12 protein-coding genes are annotated in these 18,173 nt (G+C 73.2%); 4 read left to right on the forward strand and 8 right to left on the reverse strand.

Annotation, left to right across the window (positions count from 1 at the left end):
• Window positions 1–3 precede the first annotated feature (3 nt).
• From K4G22_RS10585 to K4G22_RS10600, 4 genes are all read right to left on the reverse strand, one after another.
• Complete coding sequence (locus tag K4G22_RS10585) at window positions 4–1,635, reverse strand: serine/threonine-protein kinase (protein ID WP_228079636.1); 1,632 nt, start codon at window positions 1,633–1,635, stop codon at window positions 4–6.
• A 31-nt stretch (window positions 1,636–1,666) separates the two neighbouring features.
• On the reverse strand, window positions 1,667–4,756 hold the full coding sequence (locus tag K4G22_RS10590) for a protein kinase family protein (RefSeq protein ID WP_228079637.1): 3,090 nt from the start codon (window positions 4,754–4,756) through the stop codon (window positions 1,667–1,669).
• Between the two features lie 120 nt (window positions 4,757–4,876).
• Entirely contained in the window at window positions 4,877–6,889 is a 2,013-nt protein-coding gene (locus tag K4G22_RS10595; RefSeq protein ID WP_228079638.1) for a serine/threonine-protein kinase, read from the reverse strand.
• Between the two features lie 865 nt (window positions 6,890–7,754).
• The gene (locus tag K4G22_RS10600) at window positions 7,755–9,485 is read right to left on the reverse strand and encodes a glycerol-3-phosphate dehydrogenase/oxidase (protein WP_228079639.1); all 1,731 of its coding nucleotides are present in this window, start codon (window positions 9,483–9,485) and stop codon (window positions 7,755–7,757) included.
• Window positions 9,486–9,739: 254 nt separating this feature from the next.
• On the opposite strand from K4G22_RS10600, the gene K4G22_RS10605 reads away from it, so the two are divergent.
• A complete protein-coding gene (locus K4G22_RS10605) occupies window positions 9,740–10,969 on the forward strand; it encodes a nucleotide sugar dehydrogenase (protein WP_228079640.1) in 1,230 nt (409 codons plus the stop codon).
• Between the two features lie 79 nt (window positions 10,970–11,048).
• On the opposite strand, the gene K4G22_RS10610 is transcribed toward K4G22_RS10605, so the two are convergent.
• From K4G22_RS10610 to K4G22_RS10625, 4 genes are all read right to left on the reverse strand, one after another.
• Window positions 11,049–12,164: a GuaB3 family IMP dehydrogenase-related protein gene (locus K4G22_RS10610; RefSeq protein ID WP_228079641.1), complete on the reverse strand. Its 1,116-nt coding sequence runs from the start codon at window positions 12,162–12,164 to the stop codon at window positions 11,049–11,051.
• 68 nt (window positions 12,165–12,232) lie between these two features.
• Window positions 12,233–13,738 carry an IMP dehydrogenase gene (gene guaB, locus K4G22_RS10615; protein ID WP_228079642.1) on the reverse strand — a complete coding sequence of 502 codons (1,506 nt, stop codon included), beginning with the start codon at window positions 13,736–13,738 and terminating at the stop codon, window positions 12,233–12,235.
• Between the two features lie 625 nt (window positions 13,739–14,363).
• Window positions 14,364–14,939, reverse strand: coding sequence for an RNA polymerase sigma factor ShbA (shbA, locus tag K4G22_RS10620; protein WP_322785085.1), 576 nt, complete (start codon window positions 14,937–14,939; stop codon window positions 14,364–14,366).
• 247 nt (window positions 14,940–15,186) lie between these two features.
• Window positions 15,187–15,798 (reverse strand): response regulator transcription factor, encoded by a 612-nt coding sequence (locus tag K4G22_RS10625; RefSeq protein ID WP_019431595.1) that lies wholly within the window; start codon window positions 15,796–15,798, stop codon window positions 15,187–15,189.
• Between the two features lie 336 nt (window positions 15,799–16,134).
• Here K4G22_RS10625 and K4G22_RS10630 point away from each other — a divergent pair, with 336 nt between their 5' ends.
• The 3 genes from K4G22_RS10630 to K4G22_RS10640 all read left to right on the forward strand — a co-directional run bounded on the left by K4G22_RS10630 (window position 16,135) and on the right by K4G22_RS10640 (window position 18,075).
• Window positions 16,135–16,452 carry a WhiB family transcriptional regulator gene (locus K4G22_RS10630; RefSeq protein ID WP_228079644.1) on the forward strand — a complete coding sequence of 106 codons (318 nt, stop codon included), beginning with the start codon at window positions 16,135–16,137 and terminating at the stop codon, window positions 16,450–16,452.
• A 29-nt stretch (window positions 16,453–16,481) separates the two neighbouring features.
• Window positions 16,482–17,276 carry an SDR family NAD(P)-dependent oxidoreductase gene (locus tag K4G22_RS10635; protein WP_228079645.1) on the forward strand — a complete coding sequence of 265 codons (795 nt, stop codon included), beginning with the start codon at window positions 16,482–16,484 and terminating at the stop codon, window positions 17,274–17,276.
• Window positions 17,277–17,379: 103 nt separating this feature from the next.
• Entirely contained in the window at window positions 17,380–18,075 is a 696-nt protein-coding gene (locus K4G22_RS10640) for an ester cyclase (protein ID WP_228079646.1), read from the forward strand.
• The last annotated feature ends 98 nt before the right edge of the window (window positions 18,076–18,173 follow it).

The following is an 18,173-nucleotide window of genomic DNA, read 5'->3' on the forward strand; positions in this document are numbered from 1 at the left end:
GGGTCAGACCGCGTCGGGGTCGATCCGGAGTTCGTCGACCATCCGTCGGAAGAGCCGATCCGCCTCGTCCACCACGGCGCCCTCGGCCTCCAGCGTGGTGAGTTGGAGCTGCCAGACCGCGCCGGTGCCCGGCACGCCGAAGAGCAGCGCGGCGCGCAGCACCGGCGGCCCTTCGGGCGCAGCGGCGTCCCAGGTGGTGACGCGCAACTCGACGGCCTCGCCGTCCGGTTGGAAGTCCGCCATGGTCAGTTCGTGGTCGACCGCCGCGTAGGCGGTGTCCACCTGGTAGCCGCTGACCTGGGATCCGGCGAAGTCCTCCGCGCTCCCGCCGGCGTCCGGCAGATACCAGAGGTCGACGGAGTGGTAGGCGTCGGGCGAGCGGTAGCTCACCATGAGGTCGGTGTCCGGGTGGGCCTCGCGGGTGTAGCCGGCGGGCAGCGCGAGTTCGATGCCCAACGCGGCCTCCGCCTGCCGGGTCCAGTCCTCGGCCTCCTCGGACCCCTCGGACTCCTCGGACTCCTCGGACGCGTCGGGGGACGCCTCCTCGGTGGGGGCCGGCCCCTCGGGGTTCGGGGTCTCCTCCGTCCCGGCCGCGCTCTCGGTGGCCTGGGCGATCGCGCCGCCGCCGTCGTCGCCCGCTCCGTCGCCGGTCAACACCAGCGCCGTGGGCGTGGCGAGCGCCACGGCCGCGCCGGCACCGAGCAGCCAGCCGCGCAGCCGCCGCGTGGACCGCCGCGGCCGGGGGGTGTCCCCCGTCGCTGTGCCGGCCTCGGCGCCGGAGGCCGCCGCCTCGCGCAGCAGCGTCCGACGGATCTCCTCGGGCCCGGGACGGCTCCCCGGCCGCTTGGCGAGCAGCCGCATCACCAGGCCGCCCAACGCGTCGTCGGCGGGCGCCGGCTGGCGGGGCGTGGCCGCGATCACGGCCTGGAGGGTGGCGGCGAAATGGTCCCTGCGGAACGGGGACGAGCCCTCGATCGCCATATAGAGCAGCACCCCGAGCGACCACAGATCGGCGGCGGGCCCCGGACGTTCGCCCAACGCCAGCTCGGGCGCGACGAACTCGGGGGAGCCGACGAAGGCACCCGTGTCGGTGAGCGCCTGCTCGCCCTCGACCTGGGCGATGCCGAAGTCCGTCAGCACCACCCGGCCGTACTCCCCCAACAGCACGTTGGCGGGCTTCACATCGCGATGCAGCACACCGGCCGCGTGTGCCGCGGTGAGCGCCTCCAGCACGGCGAGGCCGATGCGGGCGGCCTCGCCCCGCTCGATCGGGCCCGAGGCGAGCCGGTCGGCGAGCGACTCACCGCGCACCAGCTCCATCACCAGCCAGGGGCGCCCGTCCTCGATCACCAGATCGTGGAGGGTGATCACGGCGGGGTGCCCGATCCGGCCGGCCGCGGTCGCCTCGCGCCGCATCCGGGCGAACGCGCGCTCCCGGCGCGCCGGTTCGACGGACGCGGGCAGCCGGGGCTCCTTGACGGCGACCTCGCGACCCATCGCCTCGTCCCTGGCCCGCCAGACCGTGCCCATGCCGCCGTGGCCCAGGCGCTCGACCAGCAGATAGCGACCGCCGAGGCGCGTGCCCCCGGCGTCCGCCAGCACATAGTGCGGGATCGCCCCCGCGCCTTCGTTCACGCCCCCCCGTTCCGGCCCTCAGCGGTGCGGGCTAACCAGCCGGGCTGTAGGCGTCCTTCGTGGCGTCGTAGATGTCGCGGAGTTGGTCCTCCTGGTCGGCGGGGCCCCTCACCTGGATCACATGGTAATCCGTTGCGATCAGCAGAACACGGGTGTGGGCCATCAGCCGCTGCTCGCCCTCACGCCAGCGGAAGGTCACCTCGGCCATCTGCACATTGCCCAACCGGGTCTCCATCACGCCGTTCTGCTCGCGGTAGCGATCCGCCCAGAACTCCTCCGACTCGGGCAGATCACCGAGCAGGTACTCCCTCGGCTGCTCGCCGAAGTCCTCGACGCTGTCCCGCGCCGCCACCACCACGATCCGGCTCTCGCCGTCGGTGTAGGCGATCTGGCCCTGGTCGTTGGGGCCCTGGCGCTGCCAGCCCGTCGGCACGACCAGCGCGAAGCCGGCCGGGTCCTCGACCACCTCAAAGCCCTCGGGCGGGGGCGCCGGCTGCTGGTCCCCCTCGGCGGGGGACGGCTGGGTGGCGCCCTCGCTGGGCTCCGCCCCCGCGTCCTCGCCCTCGTTCTCGGCGCCGCCGCCGGGAGCGTCGTCGCCAGGGTCCTGGGAGGCGTCGCCTTCCCCCGGCGGGGCCGCCGCGTCCGGATCGCTGCCCTCGCCCGTCGCGCTGTCGCCGCCGTCGCTCCCGGGCGCGAACGCCAGCACATAGGCGATCGCGCCGGCGAGACCGAGCAGCACCAGCACCAGCAGCGCCTTGCCCAGCCGGCGTGGGCCACGCTCCCCGCGCGGGCGCCGGCGCGGGCCGACCAACTCACCACGGCGGCGCAGGATCGGCAGCCGCCTGGGGTCGGCCGGACGTCCCGGCTCCAGCGCCGGCGGCGGGACCGTGACCGTGCGGCGGCCGACGTCGGGCTCGGGCGCGCCTCGCAACAGCGAACGCAGCCAGCCGCGGAGCGCCTCGGCGCTCGGCCGCTCCGTGGGGTCCTGCCGGAGCAGGGACTCGACGATGGGGCGGAGCGCGCCGCAGTCCTCGGCGAAGGCGGGCTGTTCGGCGCAGACCGACTGCACCAACTCGGTGGCGCTGTCCTCCGGATAGGCGGGATAGCCCTGCACCGCGCGGAACAACAGGGCGCCCAGCGCCCAGAAGTCGGCCGCGGGGCCGACCGGCGGGGCCAGCCGCCAGTGCTCGTAGACCGGGCCCGCCTGCTCCGGCGCCCAGCGCTCGGTGACGGCGCCCACCGTATGCATGCGCGCCTGCCGCGCGCGCTCCGCGCCCAACGCGCTGTCCGGGCCCCGGTAACGAGGCGCCCCGGCGGCGGCCAACTCGGTGGGCGGCGCGGGCTCCTCCTCCTGGTAGACGGCCGGCGGTGCGGCCTCGGGGCCGGGCGAGGCCGGCAGGGGCGGTTGCTCCTGGCCGCCGTCCCTGGGGAGGAGGGCGCCCTCGGAGGGGCGCGCGCCCTGGCGCGGCAAGGGCTCGCCAGCCGGCGCGGAGCCCTCGACGGGCGCCCCCTCGATGGCCAGGGGCTCGCCCCCGCCGTCGGCCGGCGTGGATCTGGCCGACTCCGTCAACTCCCAGCCGGTGCGCACCGGCGGGCTCGGACGCCGGGCGCCGGGCAGATCCGTGGGGCTCACACCCGGGGGGCGCGCGGACATGTTGGCGCGCCGCGCCGCTCCCGCACGCGCGCCGGCGCGGTAGGCGGCGATGGCGCCGCTGCGCGCGGCGCGCTCGGCCCGCTCGACCCGTTCGGCCCGATCGACATGCTGGGCCCGCTCGTCGTACCCCGTCTGTGAGTGGGGCGTCGGCGGCTCCTGGACATGGCCGGCCGGCGGCTGCGGCGCCGGGCCGCCGACGGAGTGCGGACCGCCCCGCTCCTGGCCGCCCGCACCCCCCTCGAAGTCCCAACTGGACGGCAGCTGATCCCGGCCCTGCTCGGGGCGGGGCGCGGGAACGCCGGAAGGACCGCCGGGCGGGGCGCCACCGTCCCAGCGCTGGTACCCCTCGGGCAACTCGCCGCCCGTCGGCGGATGCTCGGGCTCGAAGCCGGGCGGCAGACCGGACTGCTCACGGACCTGGGCGGCCGTCGCGTCGAGGCCGGGCGGCGCTTCGTCCCTGGCGAAGCCGGCCGGCCACTGCGGCTGCTGCTCGGCCTCGCCCCAGTAGCCGGCGCCGGCGGGCGCGCCCGGCTGGGGCCCGGCGGGCGGCGGATAGGCGGCGCCGTAGCCGGTGGAGATCGCGGGACCGCGCGGCTCCCCCTCGCCGGGCCGCCGCTCCAACGCGCCCTCGTCGGAGGCGTCCCAGGGCCGCGCCCCCGTGGGGGCGACCGACGGGTCGGGCGGCGCCGGGCCGTCCACCGGCCCTTCGGGCTCCTCGGTCGCCTGCTCGACCACGCGCTCCCGGGCGGCGAGTCGCGGCGTCTCGGGCGGCCTGGGCGCGGCGGGCGCGGGGGCGCGCGGCACCTCGGCGGGCGCGGGGGCGCGCGGCGCGGGATGGGCGGCGAAGGTGTCGGGAATGTCGGACGCGGGCAACGGGTCGTAGCCGCAGAGGACTTCCTCCGCCGCGCCGGCCGCCAGGCCGGTCAGCACGGCTCGCCCGTCGTCGCAGATCAGCACCGTGCGGGCGGTGACATTGCGGTGCGTCCAGCCGTGCGCGTGCACGATGCGCAGCGCGGCCAGCAGATCGGCGGCCACCTCGGCGGCGCGATAGGGGCCGAGGCTCTCCTCGGCCAACAGCGCGGCCAACGGCCGGGCCGGCACTAACTCACTGACGATCCAGAGCCCGTCGCCCTGCACGAAGACGTCGAAGACCTGATCCAGCCGCGGATGGTCGGGCAGCTCGGCGGCGGTGCGCGCCGCCTCGACGGCCCGCCGCACCACCGGGTCGTCCGGCGTTCTGGTGGCCCACTCGCTCGCGCCCCGCCCGGCGCCGAACGAGCCGCCGCGCCGCCCCTCGCCGTCGACCAGCTCGGCGTCCACCACCTCGGGCAGCGGCACCTGCCGCACCAGGACCTCATGACCGCTGGCGGTGTCGAACGCCCATGACTCGACGAACTCGAACTCGTCGGACGGGGTTTGCGGCAGCCGATAGCGATCGGCCAACAGCCGCCCCGCGTACTTCTCCACAAGGCCTCCCCACCACGTGCCCGCCCGCAGAACGCTTCCCCACGATACGGGGAGCGGCGCCCTCGCGGCTACGGTCCGTCAACTGGCGCTTCTTCTCCGTCCCCTTCCCCGCCGGACAGCTCAGTCCATCGGCTCGAACGTCTGGAATGCCGTGTCCCGCAAGGTGCGACAGGTGTTGTCGTCCCAGGCGTCCGCCGGGCACGTGATCATGATCGCGTAGCCCCGGTTGTCGTCGACCCGGAAGCCACGGTTGAGCACCCGGACTCTTTCCCCGTTCTCGTCTCTTTCGAACTGCCAGTCCGCGACGGTCGGATAGTCATTCCAATCGATCGTCTCGATGCTGATCTGTTCGTAGTTGGTGCTGTTGCCGCGCACCGACGGCTCCGCGGCCCGCCAGGCGCCCTCGGCGTCATCGCCCGGACTGTCGGTGAAGTCCACCTGCACCTTGAACGGCTCCCCCGGGGCGGAGCTGTAGATGGCGCCCGAGTTCCGCCCGGCCGTGCCCACCCGCTCCCAGCCCCCGGGCAGGGATATGCGGAAGTGGAACTCGGGGTCCACCACCTCGGCATAGCCGGTCGGGCCGTCGGGTCGCGCGTCGGGATCGTTCTCCGGCGCGGTACCCGGCGGACCGTCGTCCCCGCCCTCGGGGTCGCCCTCTCCCCCGCCCGGCGCGCCGGCGCCCTCGGCGTCCGCCCCCTCGCTGTCGGCGCCCTCGGCACCCTCGCCGTCGGCACCGTCGGTGGTGCCGCCCTCGGCGCCCTCGTCCGGCGCGGGGTCGTTCTCGCCCTGCTGCCCCTCGGTGGTCTGCTCCTGCCCCTCGGCGCCACCTTCGTTCGTGCTGTCGTCACCGCTGTTCAGCCAGAGCACCACGGCGGTGCCCAGCACCGCGAGGGCCAGCACCACGGCGCCGATCGCCAGCGCCAGCCGGTTCCTGTCGCCGCCGCCCGAACCGCTGGACGGCGGGCGCGCCGGCGGGCGCGGGCCATCGGCGTCCGGGGAGACGACGGGTGCGGCGGCCGACGGACCCGCCTTCTCCTGCGGGGCGTTCGCCGCTGCCGTGGCCGGCTTGCCGCCGCCCGGCACCTCCTGGCGCTTTCCGACGACCACCGTCAGATGGTCGGTGGTGGAGCCGTTCCCGCCGGCGCCGCCCCCCAGCACCGCCTGGAACACCTCACGCACCCGAGGCTCCGCCGGCCGCTCGTCCGGCCTCTTGCGCAGCAGCTCCATGATCAGCTCGCCCAGCTCGCCCGCCTGGCTCGGCGGCGGCACCGGATCGTGCATCACGGCGGCCAGCGTCGCGATGGCGGAGCCCTCGTCGTAGGGCGGGCGCCCCTCCACGCAGCAGTAGAGCAGGGCGCCCAGCGACCACATGTCCGCCGGCGGCCCCGGGGGGGCGCCCCTGGCCCGCTCGGGCGAGATATAGGAGGGCGCGCCGACCAGCATGCCGGTCGAGGTGATCGACGGGTCCCCCTCGACCTTGGCGATGCCGAAGTCGGTGAGCACCACCCGTCCCTCGTCGTCGGCCACGATCACGTTGGACGGCTTGACGTCCCGGTGCAGGATGCCGGCGCCGTGCGCGTCCCGCAGCACGTCCAGCACGGCCAGCCCGATCTCGGCCGCCCGGTGCGGCGACATCGGCCCGTCCTGACGGATCAGATCGGCCAACGACCGGCCCTCGATCAGCTCCATCACGATCCACGGCCGCGAGCCCTCGTCGACCACGTCGTAGATGGTGACCACGCCTCGGCTGCGTATGGTGGCGATGGCCTTCGCCTCCCGCAGCGTGCGGGTGATCATGCGCTTGCGCTCGGCCTCCTCGACCCCGGGCGAGAGCCGCAGCTCCTTGACCGCGACCGAACGCCCCAACACCTCGTCCGTCGCCCGCCACACCGTGCCCATCCCGCCGCGCCCGACCACGGCGCCCAGCAGGTAGCGCCCGTTGAGCAACCGCGCCGGGCGCGCCCCCTTCTCCCCACCCGCCCGCGCCTCGCGCTCCGCGCCAGCGCCACCGCCCGCCTTCGCCCCACCTGCCCGCGCCTCGCGCTCCGCGCCAGCGCCACCGTCCGCCTTCGCCCCACCCGCCCGCGCGACCCGCGTCGTCGCCCGATCCTCCGAGCCCGCCTCAGGCTTCACCTTCTCCGAAGACGCGACCCGCGTCGTCGCCCGATCCTCCACCACCGGCTCGGACTCACCCTTCCCCGACCGCCCCACCAACGTCGTGGCCCGATCCTCCGAGCCCGCCTCAGGCTTCGCCCTCTCCGAAGACGCGACCCGCGTCGTCGCACGATCCCCCACTCCCGCCTCAGGCTTCACCTTCTCCGAAGACGCGACCCGCGTCGTGGCCCGATCCTCCGAGCCCGCCTCAGGCTTCGCCCTCTCCGAAGGCGCGACCCGCGTCGTCGCACGATCCCCCACCCCAGCCTCAGGCTTCGCCCTCTCCGAAGGCGCGACCCGCGTCGTCGCACGATCCCCCACTCCCGCCTCAGGCTTCACCTTCTCCGAAGGCGCGACCCGCGTGGTGGCCCGGTCCTCCACCACCGGCTCGGACTCGCCCTTCCCCGACCGCCCCACCAACGTCGTCGCCCGATCCTCCACCACCGCCCCGGGCTTCGCCCTCTCCGAAGGCCCCACCCGAACCGTCCCCGGCTCATCCGCGTCGCCCGAGGGCGCGACCCGCGTCGTCGCGCGATCCCGCGTGCCGGAGTCGCCGTCAGCGGAGGCCGCGTCAGCAGCGGCTCCCCCCGGCTCGTCCGGGCCGTCCGTCGCCGGAACAACCGCCTCGCGGCGCGGCGCGGCTGACGCCTCGCCGGCGTCGGCGCCGGCGTCGGCGCCCGCGTCGGCGGTCGGCTGCCGGCGCAGCCTCGACTCGTCTTCCCCGTTGTGCTGGCCCATGCGTGCGTCCCCTCCGGCTTCCCCGCCCATTGTCACCCATGCGGCTGACATCCGGGGCGCAGGGCGACCCGCCCGGCGCCGTCAACGCCGGGCGGACCGAAGTGGATCAGAGAGGAACGGTGTCCGGAGCGCCCAACCTGGCGGCGTCCGCGGTCTGATCGTCGGGCTGTAGCTGCGACTCCCTTTCGGCCTCCACCCGCTTCAGGTAGTGCTGGACCTCGCGTTCCACCTGCTCGTCCGACCAGCCGAGCACACCGCCCATCAACTCGGCGCACTCCCGCGCACTTCGCGTGCCTCGGTCGAAGGTCTCGATTGAGATACGAGTCCGTCGGGTGAGGACGTCCTCCAGGTGTCGGGCGCCCTCGTGCGAACAGGCGTACACGATCTCGGCCTTGAGATAGTCGTCCGCGGCCGGCAGCGGCTCGCCGAGTCGGGGGTCGGCGACGACCAGGTCGAGCACCTCCTGGGTGAGCGCGCCATAGCGGCGGAGCAGGTGCTCGACCCTGACCTCGTGCAGCCCGGCCCTGGACGCGATCCGCGCCCTGCCGTTCCAGAGCGCGGCGAAGCCCTCGGCCCCCGCGAGCCGGATCTCCTCCGTGCAGCAGTCGGCGACGCGTTGGTCGAGGCCGTGCACCGCGGCGTCAACCGCGTCCTTGGCCATCACCCGGTAGGTGGTGTACTTGCCGCCGGCCACCACCACGAGGCCCGGCACCGGATGGGCGACCGTGTGCTCCCTGGAGAGCTTGCTGGTGGCGTCGGACTCCCCCGCCAGCAGCGGGCGCAACCCGGCGTAGACGCCCTCCACATCGTCCCGGGTGAGGGGCACGGCCAGCACCGAGTTGACGTGTTCCAGCAGGTAGTCGATATCGGCACTGGACGCGGCCGGATGCGCCTTGTCCAGGTCCCAGGCGGTGTCCGTGGTGCCCACGATCCAGTGCCGGCCCCAGGGGATGACGAAGAGCACGCTGGTCTCGGTGCGCAGGATCAGCCCGGTCGACGAGTGGATGCGGTCCTTGGGGACGACCAGGTGGATGCCCTTGGACGCGCGGACGTGGAACTGGCCGCGCTCGGCGATCATGGCCTGGGTGTCGTCGGTCCACACGCCGGTGGCGTTGACGACCTGTTTGGCCCTGATCTCATAGCTGCGGAAGTCCCCGGCGCTCTCGCCGTCGCCGCTCTCCAGGTCGAGGACCCGCACGCCGACCACGCGTTCCCCCTCCCGCAGGAACTCGGTGACCCGCGCGCGGTTGGCCACCCTGGCGCCATAGCTGGCGGCCGTGCGCACCAGGGCGGCGACGAACCGGGCGTCGTCGACCTGCGCGTCGTAGTACTGCAAGGCCCCGACCAGCGCGTCCTTCCGGAGGCAGGGCGCGATCCGCAGCGCGCCCGTGCGGGTGAGGTGACGGTGCCTCGGCAGGCCGCGGCCGTGTCCCGAGGAGAGGGACATCGCGTCGTAGAGCGCGACACCCGAGCCGGCGTAGAACCGTTCCCAGCCACGGTGTTGCAGCGGGTAGAGAAAGGGGACGGGGCGGACCAGATGCGGCGCGATCCGGTCCAGCAGCAGTCCGCGTTCCCGCAGCGCCTCCCTGACCAGCCCGAAGTCCAGCATCTCCAGATAGCGCAGGCCGCCGTGGATGAGCTTGCTCGACCGGCTGGACGTGCCGGAGGCCCAGTCCCTGGCCTCGACCAGGCCGGTGGAGAGGCCGCGGGTGGTGGCGTCGAGCGCCGTTCCCGCACCGACCACGCCGGCGCCCACCACCAGGATGTCCAGCTCCCGTTCGGCCATCCGGGCGAGCGCCTCGGCTCGCTGTTCCGGCCCTAGCACCGCTGTCTTCACCGCTGCCTCCCTGGTGTTCGGTCACGTCCGCCGCCTGGCTGTCGCTCTCCGCTGTCCCGCTGTCCCGCTCTCCGCCGCCGGCGTCACCTGCCGACGCCCGCTGTCGATCGTCTCCCATTTCGTCCGGTTTGGCGCGTCTCGTCGGCCCGGTCGGCTCGCTCAATCCCCCGTATCTGTCATATATGCCCGTAACCTGACAGGTAGTGCATATGCCCTCCCTGTGGAGCGGCAGAAGGAAAGGGAGCCGCCCGCGTATGCCCGCTGATCTCGCCGTTCTCGGTCTTGGGCCGCTGGGCCTGCCCGCTGCCCAGGCCGCCACCGCCGCCGGCATCGGAACCGTTGCCTTCGTACCGGATGCCCGGATCGCCGCCGGCTTGAACGCCGGCCGGCCACCCGCTGACGGTTCGCTCACCGCACCCGCGCTACGCCGGATGGTGGCCGGGGGCTTCCACGCCTCCAGCGACCCCGTCGTCCTCGACCGGGTGCGCACCGCGCTGATCTGCGCGCCGACGCCGCCGGGCGAGCGGCGGACGCTCGATCTGAGCGCCGTCAGGGCGGCAGCCGCCACCCTCGCGCCCCGGCTGCGCCCGCGCACGCTGGTGGTGCTCGAATCCACCGTGCCCCCCGGCACCACCCAGCAGGTGGTGCGCCCCCTGCTCGAACAGGGCTCTGGGTTGCGCGCCGGGCGTGACTTCCAGCTGGCGCACGCCCCCGGGCGCCTCTCCCCCGGCAGCCCCGGCGGCTACGCCGGCACCCCCCGGGTGATCGGCGGCCTCACCCCCGCCTGCACGGAGGCCGCCGCGGCCTTCTACGGCCGGCTCACCGACAAGGTGGTGCGGGCGCGCGGCGTGCTGGAGGCGGAGACGGTGAAGGTGCTGGAGACCAACGTCCAGCACGTCAACATGGCGCTGATCAACGAGATGACGGTGTTCTGCCACGAGTTGGGCATCGACCTGTGGGACGTGGTGCGCTGCGCCGAGACCAGGCCGGTCGCCCCGCACGGCTTCCGCCCGGGGCCAGGGGTCGCCGGCCTGGGCGCCCCCGTCAACCCGGGGAACCGGCTACGGCTGGTGGAGCTGGCCCGCGAGCTCAACGACCGGATGCCCAGCTATGTGACCCAACGGGCCACCACGCTCCTCAACGAGCACGGAAAGTCGGCACGCGGCGCCCGAATCCTGCTCCTCGGCGTGACGTACCGCCCCGACCTGCCGGATCTGGAGCGCGGCCCCGCGCGGGAGATCGCCTCCCGGCTGCTCGGCCTGGGCGCCCAGCTCAGCTTCCACGACCCGTTCGTCACCGAATGGCGGCTGGCCGGCCGCCAGGTACCGCGCGCCGACGCGCTCTACGAGTCGGCCGCCACGGCGGATCTGACGCTGCTGCTGCAACACCACGGCACCTACGACCTCCAGGGCCTGGCCGCCAAGGCACAGCTGCTCTTCGACACCAGGGGCGCCACCCCGGCCGGCGCGGCCCACCGCCTCTGACCACCGCTTTCGCGAGCGGAAGCGCCGCTGCCGCGAGCGGCAGCACCGCCCACGGCGGCGGCGGGCCGGCCGGAAACCGTCAGCGGGAGAGGGCGACCGTGACCTCGACGCGCTGGAACTCCTTCAGCTCCGAGTAGCCCGTGGTGGCCATCGCCCGGCGCAGCGCGCCGAAGAAGTTCATCGAGCCGTCGGGCGTGTGCGAGGGGCCCGTCAGCACCTCCCTGGTGGTGCCCACCGTGCCCAGATGCACCTTCTTGCCGCGCGGCACATCCTCGTGCACGGCCTCCATGCCCCAGTGGTGCCCACGGCCGGGGGCGTCCGTTGCCCTGGCCAGCGGCGAACCCATCATCACGGAGTCCGCGCCGCAGGCGATGGCCTTGGGCAGATCCCCCGACCAGCCGACGCCGCCGTCCGCGATCACATGCACATAGCGGCCACCGGACTCGTCCAGGTAGTCCCGCCTGGCCGCCGCCACATCGGCCACCGCCGTCGCCATCGGCACCTGGATGCCCAGCACGTTGCGCGTGGTGTGCGCCGCGCCGCCGCCGAAGCCGACCAGCACGCCGGCCGCGCCGGTCCGCATCAGATGCAGCGCCGCCGTGTAGGTGGCGCAGCCGCCGACGATCACCGGCACGTCGAGCTCGTAGATGAACTGCTTGAGGTTCAACGGCTCGGCGGCACCCGACACATGCTCGGCCGAGACCGTGGTGCCCCGGATCACGAAGATGTCCACGCCGGCGTCCAGCACGGCCTTGGAGAACTGCGCGGTCCGCTGCGGCGAGAGAGCGGCGGCGGTGACCACGCCCGCGTCCCTGACCTCACGGATGCGCTGGAAGATCAGCTCTTCCTTGATGGGCTCAGCGTAGATCTCCTGGAGGCGCCGGTTGGCACGCTCCTCGTCCAGCTCGGCGATCTCGGCCAGCAGCGGCTCGGGATCGGCGTAGCGGGTCCAGAGACCTTCGAGGTTGAGCACCCCGAGGCCGCCCAGCTCGCCGATGTGGATCGCCGTTCTCGGCGAGACCACCGAGTCCATCGGCGCGGCGAGGAACGGGAGTTCAAAGCGGTAGGCATCGATCTGCCAGGCGATCGAGACCTCCTTCGGGTCGCGGGTGCGGCGACTCGGCACCACGGCGATGTCGTCGAAGGCGTAGGCACGCCGGCCGCGCTTGCCGCGCCCGATCTCGATCTCAGTCACAGGTAGAGCCCTTCCATGCGATGTGCGCCCCCCAGTATCGCCGACGGCCGGAAGACCGGCCGGAGCGCTCAGCGCCTGGAGTAGTTGGGGGCTTCCGTGGTCATCTGGATGTCGTGCGGGTGGCTCTCCTTGAGGCCGGCCGAGGTGATCCTGACGAACTGGCCGCGCTCCTTGATCTCCGGGATGGTGCGCCCGCCGAGGTAGTACATCGACTGGTGCAGCCCGCCGATCAGCTGGTGCACCACGGAGGAGAGCGGGCCGCGGTAGGGCACCTGGCCCTCGATGCCCTCGGGGATCAGCTTGTCGTCGTCGCCGACGCCCTGCTGGAAGTAGCGGTCCTTGGAGTACGAGCGGCGCTCGCCGCGCGACTGCATGGCGCCCAGCGAACCCATGCCCCGGTAGGACTTGAACTGCTTGCCGTTGATGAACTGGAGCTCGCCCGGGGACTCCTCGCAGCCCGCGAGGAGGCTGCCGAGCATCACCGTGTCTGCGCCGGCGACCAGGGCCTTGGCGATGTCCCCGCTGTACTGGAGGCCGCCGTCGCCGATCACCGGGACGCCCGCCTCGCGGGCCGCCTGGGCCGCCTCGTAGATCGCGGTGACCTGCGGCACCCCGACGCCGGCCACCACCCGCGTGGTGCAGATCGAACCGGGCCCCACGCCGACCTTGATGCCGTCCACGCCCGCGTCGAGCAGCCTCCTGGCGCCGTCCCCGGTGGCGACGTTGCCCGCGACCACGTCGACCGAACCGTAGTTGGACTTGATCTTGGCGGCCATCTCGGGCACCAGCCGCGAGTGGCCGTGCGCGATGTCCACCACGACGAAGTCGACGCCGGCCTCGATCAGCGCCTCGGCCCGCTCGTACGAGTCGCCCGTGACGCCCACGGCGGCGCCGACGATCAGCCGGCCCTCGGCGTCCTTGGCCGCGTTGGGGTACTGCTCGGCCTTGACGAAGTCCTTGACGGTGATCAGGCCCTTGAGCCGGCTCTCACCGTCCACCAGCGGCAGCTTCTCGATCTTGTGCCGGCGCAGCAGCTCGACCGCGTCCTCGGCCGAGATCCCGACCTCGCCCGTGACCAGCGGCATCGGCGTCATCACGGCGCGGACCTCGCGAGTGCGGTCCGTCTCGAAGGCCATGTCGCGGTTGGTGACGATGCCGAGCAGCTTGCCCGCCGCGTCGGTGACCGGGACGCCACTGATGCGGTAGCGACCACAGAGCTCGTCCGCCTCCCGCAGCGTGGCGTCGGGCCTGATCGTGATCGGATCGGTGACCATCCCGGACTCGGACCGCTTGACCCGGTCCACCTGGGCGGCCTGCTCCTCGATGGAGAGGTTGCGGTGCAGCACGCCGGCGCCGCCCTGCCGCGCCATGGCGATGGCCATCCGGGCCTCGGTGACCTTGTCCATCGCGGCGGAGAGCAGCGGCACCCTGACCCGGACGTTGCGGGAGATCCGCGACGAGGTGTCGATGTCGCTCGGCGCCAGATCGGCCGCGCCAGGCAGCAACAGCACATCGTCGAAGGTCAGCCCGAGCGCCGCGAATTTCGGCGGCACCTCGCCCACGTGATCAGTCATGACGCCCTTTCCCGACGTTCCAGCTATCCCATGCGTCCGCCCTTCCGACAGGGCGAACCGAACACTCCCCACTGACTCATCCGGCCGGGGTGTCCAGCTTACGACCCCCAGACCACCCACTCGGCCTACCGGCCAGGCCAGCGAACGACCTACCGGCCGGGCCAGCGGCCAACGCACCCACCCGCCAGGCACCGGGGCAACCGGGCGCGAGCCCGGCCGGCGGCCTACCGGAGGGGCCCGCCCACCAGGCCAACAGCCAAAGCGCACCCGCCGGGCGCAAGCCGGCGGGCCGCCGGCAGGGCAACCCACCGGGCACACCGCAGCCACGCGGGCGCGCGACCCAGCCGGGCGCAACGCACGGAGGCCGCCCGGACGGCAGGGCGACCCACCGGGCGTCGAACACACAGACACCGGGCGCAGCGCAGGCGTTGGGTGATTCACCGGCTCGGCGGTCGGTCAATGCTCACGAGCGGTCCGAGGCCGCCAGGCCGGTGAGCATCGGATGTTGCCCGGCAGCACAGCAGCCGACCAGCACCGCACCCCGCCCGGCAACCAACCAACCGCGAACCGTGGACGCACCCGCCCGAGCGCGACACCGCACCCGGCTGAGGCCAGCGCCAGCGACCTAGCGGCCGGCGAGGGCTCGGAGGCGGCTGAGGGCGCGGTGTTGGGCCACCCGGACCGCGCCGGGGGACATGCCGAGGCGGTGTCCCGTCTCCTCGGCCGTCAGGCCGATCGCGACCCGCAGCAGCACCAGCTCGCGCAGGTGCGCGGGTAGGTTGGCCAGCAGTTTTCTGGCCCACTCGGCGTCGCTGCTCAGCAGCGCCCGCTCCTCGGGCCCGAGCGAGTCGTCGGGCCGCTCCGGCATCTCGTCGGAGGGGATCGCCATGCTGCCCGGGTGGCGCAGCGCGGCCCGTTGGAGGTCGGCGACCTTGTGTTGGGCGATGGCCACCACGAAGGCGTCGAAGGGGCGCCCGGTGTCCCGATAGCGGGGCAGGGCGCAGAGCACGGCGAGGCACACCTCCTGGGCGAGGTCGTCCACGAAGTGGCGGGCCTCCCCCGGGAGCCGCGACAGTCTGACCCGGCAGTAGCGCAGTGCCAGCGGATGAACGTGGGCCAGCAGATCGTGCGTGGCCTGGGCATCGCCCGTGGCGGCGCGATGAGCCAGGGCGGCAATCGCCGAGGTGTCGTCATCGCGCATCGGTCCATGGTGCACCCCCGCGGGCCGGTCCGTGGCCTCAGCGGTGGAGTTGTGCACCGAAGCGTTATGCGCGGGAGCGCTGAAGGTCACTTTCCTGGCCCTCCCCTTCACACCCGGCTGGCTCGTCCCCAAGGAGCTTCATGCCTCAAGGATGCGGCACCGGTGGACCGTTTGCGCCCCGCTCACCACCGGACGGGGTGGCAGCCGCCTGGCGAACACCCCGTCCAAACCCGTGAGCCGGGCGCGGTCAGCGAACCAGCCCCCAACGAAAACCCAAGGCCACAGCGTGTGCGCGGTCCGAGGCGCCCAGCTTCTTGAACAGCCGGCGGGCGTGTGTCTTGACCGTGTCCTCGGAGAGAAACAACTCCCTGCCGATCTCGGCGTTGGACCTGCCGTGGCTCATGCCCTCCAGCACCTGGATCTCCCGGGCGGTGAGGGTGGGGGCGGCGCCCATGTCCGAGGAGCGGAGCCGCCGGGGGGCGAGCCGCCAGGTGGGATCGGCCAGGGCCTGGGTGACCGTGGCCCGCAGTTCGGCGCGGGAGGCGTCCTTGTGGAGATAGCCTCGGGCGCCGGCGGCGACGGCCAGCGCCACGCCGTCGAGATCCTCGGCGACCGTCAACATGATGATGCGGGCGCCGGGATCGGCCGAGAGCAGCCGGCGCACCGTCTCGACGCCGCCGAGCCCGGGCATCCGGACGTCCATCAGGATGAGATCCGACCGGTCGGCGCCCCAACGGCGGAGGACTTCCTCGCCGTTGGCCGCCGTCGTGACCCGCTCGACGCCGGGCACGGTCGCGACCGCGCGGCGGAGCGCCTCCCGGGCGAGCGGGGAGTCGTCGCAGACAAGGACAGAAGTCATGGCCGCCCTCCGCAGCTGATGCGCGTCACCTTGAGCCTCCAGGGAGTTTGAGTCGTCGTTCGTGGCGATTGACAGCCATGCCAACCGCCTCCGCCCTCTCAACGATGGTCACCCGAAAGAGTTACGGCTTCCAACCTCACAGCATCAGCACTGTACGTGACCGACTCATCACCCATCGATCGGACCCCGGGAAACACGCCGGGCGTTGATATTTGCCCTATTTAGGCCCTCTTTTCCGCTTTGAGGTGTCTCAAGCTATATTCAGCTGGTAGTCATATTTACATCTACTTTCCTGGTCTGGTCTCGATGACGACTCGATGACGATGGGACACTGTCATGGCAGATTTCTCCCGCCTTCCGGGCCCCAACGCCGATCTGTGGGACTGGCAGTTGATGGCCGCCTGCCGGGGCGTGGACAGCTCGCTCTTCTTTCACCCGGAGGGAGAACGCGGTGCCGCGCGCAGCGCGAGGGAGGAGGCGGCGAAGGAAGTGTGCACGCGCTGCCCGGTCCGGACCGAGTGCGCGGCGCACGCGCTGTCCGTGCGTGAGCCCTACGGGGTGTGGGGCGGGTTGACCGAGGACGAGCGCGAGGAGTTGCTCGGCCGCGCCAGGCGCGGCCTCGCCGACAGCGGGGGCCACCGGCCCCATCCCTGAGCCCAGGGACGAGCCGATACGGTCGGCACATGACAACAGCATTGGTGACGGGAGCCACCGCCGGCCTTGGCGCCGCCTTCGCCCGACGACTGGCGCGGGACGGGCTCGACCTGGTGCTGGTGGCCAGGAACGGCGAGCGCCTTGCGGCGCTGGCGGCCGAGTTGAGCGAGCGGCACGGCGTCGGGGCGGTGCCGCTCCCGGCGGATCTGGCCACCGACGAGGGCATCGGCGCGGTGGAGGAGCGGCTGGCGGATCCGGCCCGCCCGGTGGATCTGCTGGTCAACAACGCGGGCTTCGGCCTCGGCGGCGGGTTTCTGCGCGCGCCGCTCGCCGACGAGCTGCGGATGCTGCGGGTGCACTGCGAGGTGGTGCTGCGGCTGACGTCGGCCGCCGTCCCCGGGATGCGCCGGCTGGGTCGCGGCGGCGTGGTCAACGTGGCCTCGGTCGCGGCCTTCGTGCCGCGTGGCACCTATGGCGCGTCCAAGGCGTGGGTGGTGCGGTTCACCGAGGGCGCGGCGCTGGAGCTGACCGGCAGCGGGGTGCGGATGATGGCGCTCTGCCCGGGTTTCGTGCGGACCGAGTTCCATCAGCGGGCCGAGATGGACATGTCCTCGCTGCCGCGCTGGATGTGGCTGGACGCCGACCGGGTGGTGGCGACGGCGATGCGGGATCTGGCCAGGCGGCGGGTGGTCTCCGTGCCCGATCTGCGGTACAAGGCGCTGCTCGGCGCGGCGCGGGTGCTGCCGGTGGCGGCGCTGGGGCGGGTCTCGGCGCGGGCCGGGCGGGACTTCGGGCCGCGCCGCAGGGACGATCCGCGCCGCTGAGCCGACGGCGCGCACCCTCACACAAACCGGCAAACCGATCAAATGGCCCGTAACACCTAAACTGAACCCCGTCGGGGATGTGTCGCAAACCCATGGACGGGCCATGACTTTCGTACAGGTAATCGAACTCTCCACCAGCCGGGTCGACGAACTCAACGGGCTGCTGGACGCCTGGCTCTCGGCGACCCATGGCGAGCGCACCGCGACCCGACTGGTGGTGGCCCGGGATCTGGGCGATCTCTCCCGGCTGTTGCTGGTCGTCGAGTTCCCGTCCCGCGAGGCGGCCCAGCGCAACTCGGACCTGCCGGACACCGAGCGGGTCTTCCGCCGGCTGGTGGCCCTGTGCGAGGACGTGCCCCGGTTCACCGACCTTGAGGTGCTGCGCGACGTCAGGGAGAACAAGACCGTGGTGCGCCGCTACCTGGACGAGGTGATCAACGCGGGCGCCCTCGGCGTGGCCGACGAGCTGTGCGCGCCCGACTTCCGCGAGCACGATCCGGCCAGCGTCAACGAACCGCTGGATCTGGCGGACTCCAAGGCGTCGGTGGCGCGTTGGCTGGCGACGCTGCGGCCGTCGTTCCTGATCGAGGACCAGCTGGCCGACGGCGATCTGGTGACCACCAGGTTCACCGTCACCGGCACCCACAGCGGGGAGTTCATGGGTCTTGGCCCGACCGGCCGTCCGGTGCGGGTGACCGGGCAGGTCACCCACCGCTTCGAGGACGGGCTGCTGGCCGAGGCCTGGTGGAACTGGGACCAGTTGGGGCTGCTCTCCCAGCTGGGCGTGGTCGCCCTCTAGTCCCTCTAGTCCCGCTGGTTCCGCTGGTTCCGCTGGTTCCGCTGGTTCCGCTGGTTCCGCTGGTTCCGCTGGTTCCGCGCACGCGAACGGCCGGGCCC

Origin of the sequence: Streptomyces profundus (genome assembly GCF_020740535.1) — a bacterium.
Taxonomy (GTDB): domain Bacteria; phylum Actinomycetota; class Actinomycetes; order Streptomycetales; family Streptomycetaceae; genus Streptomyces; species Streptomyces profundus.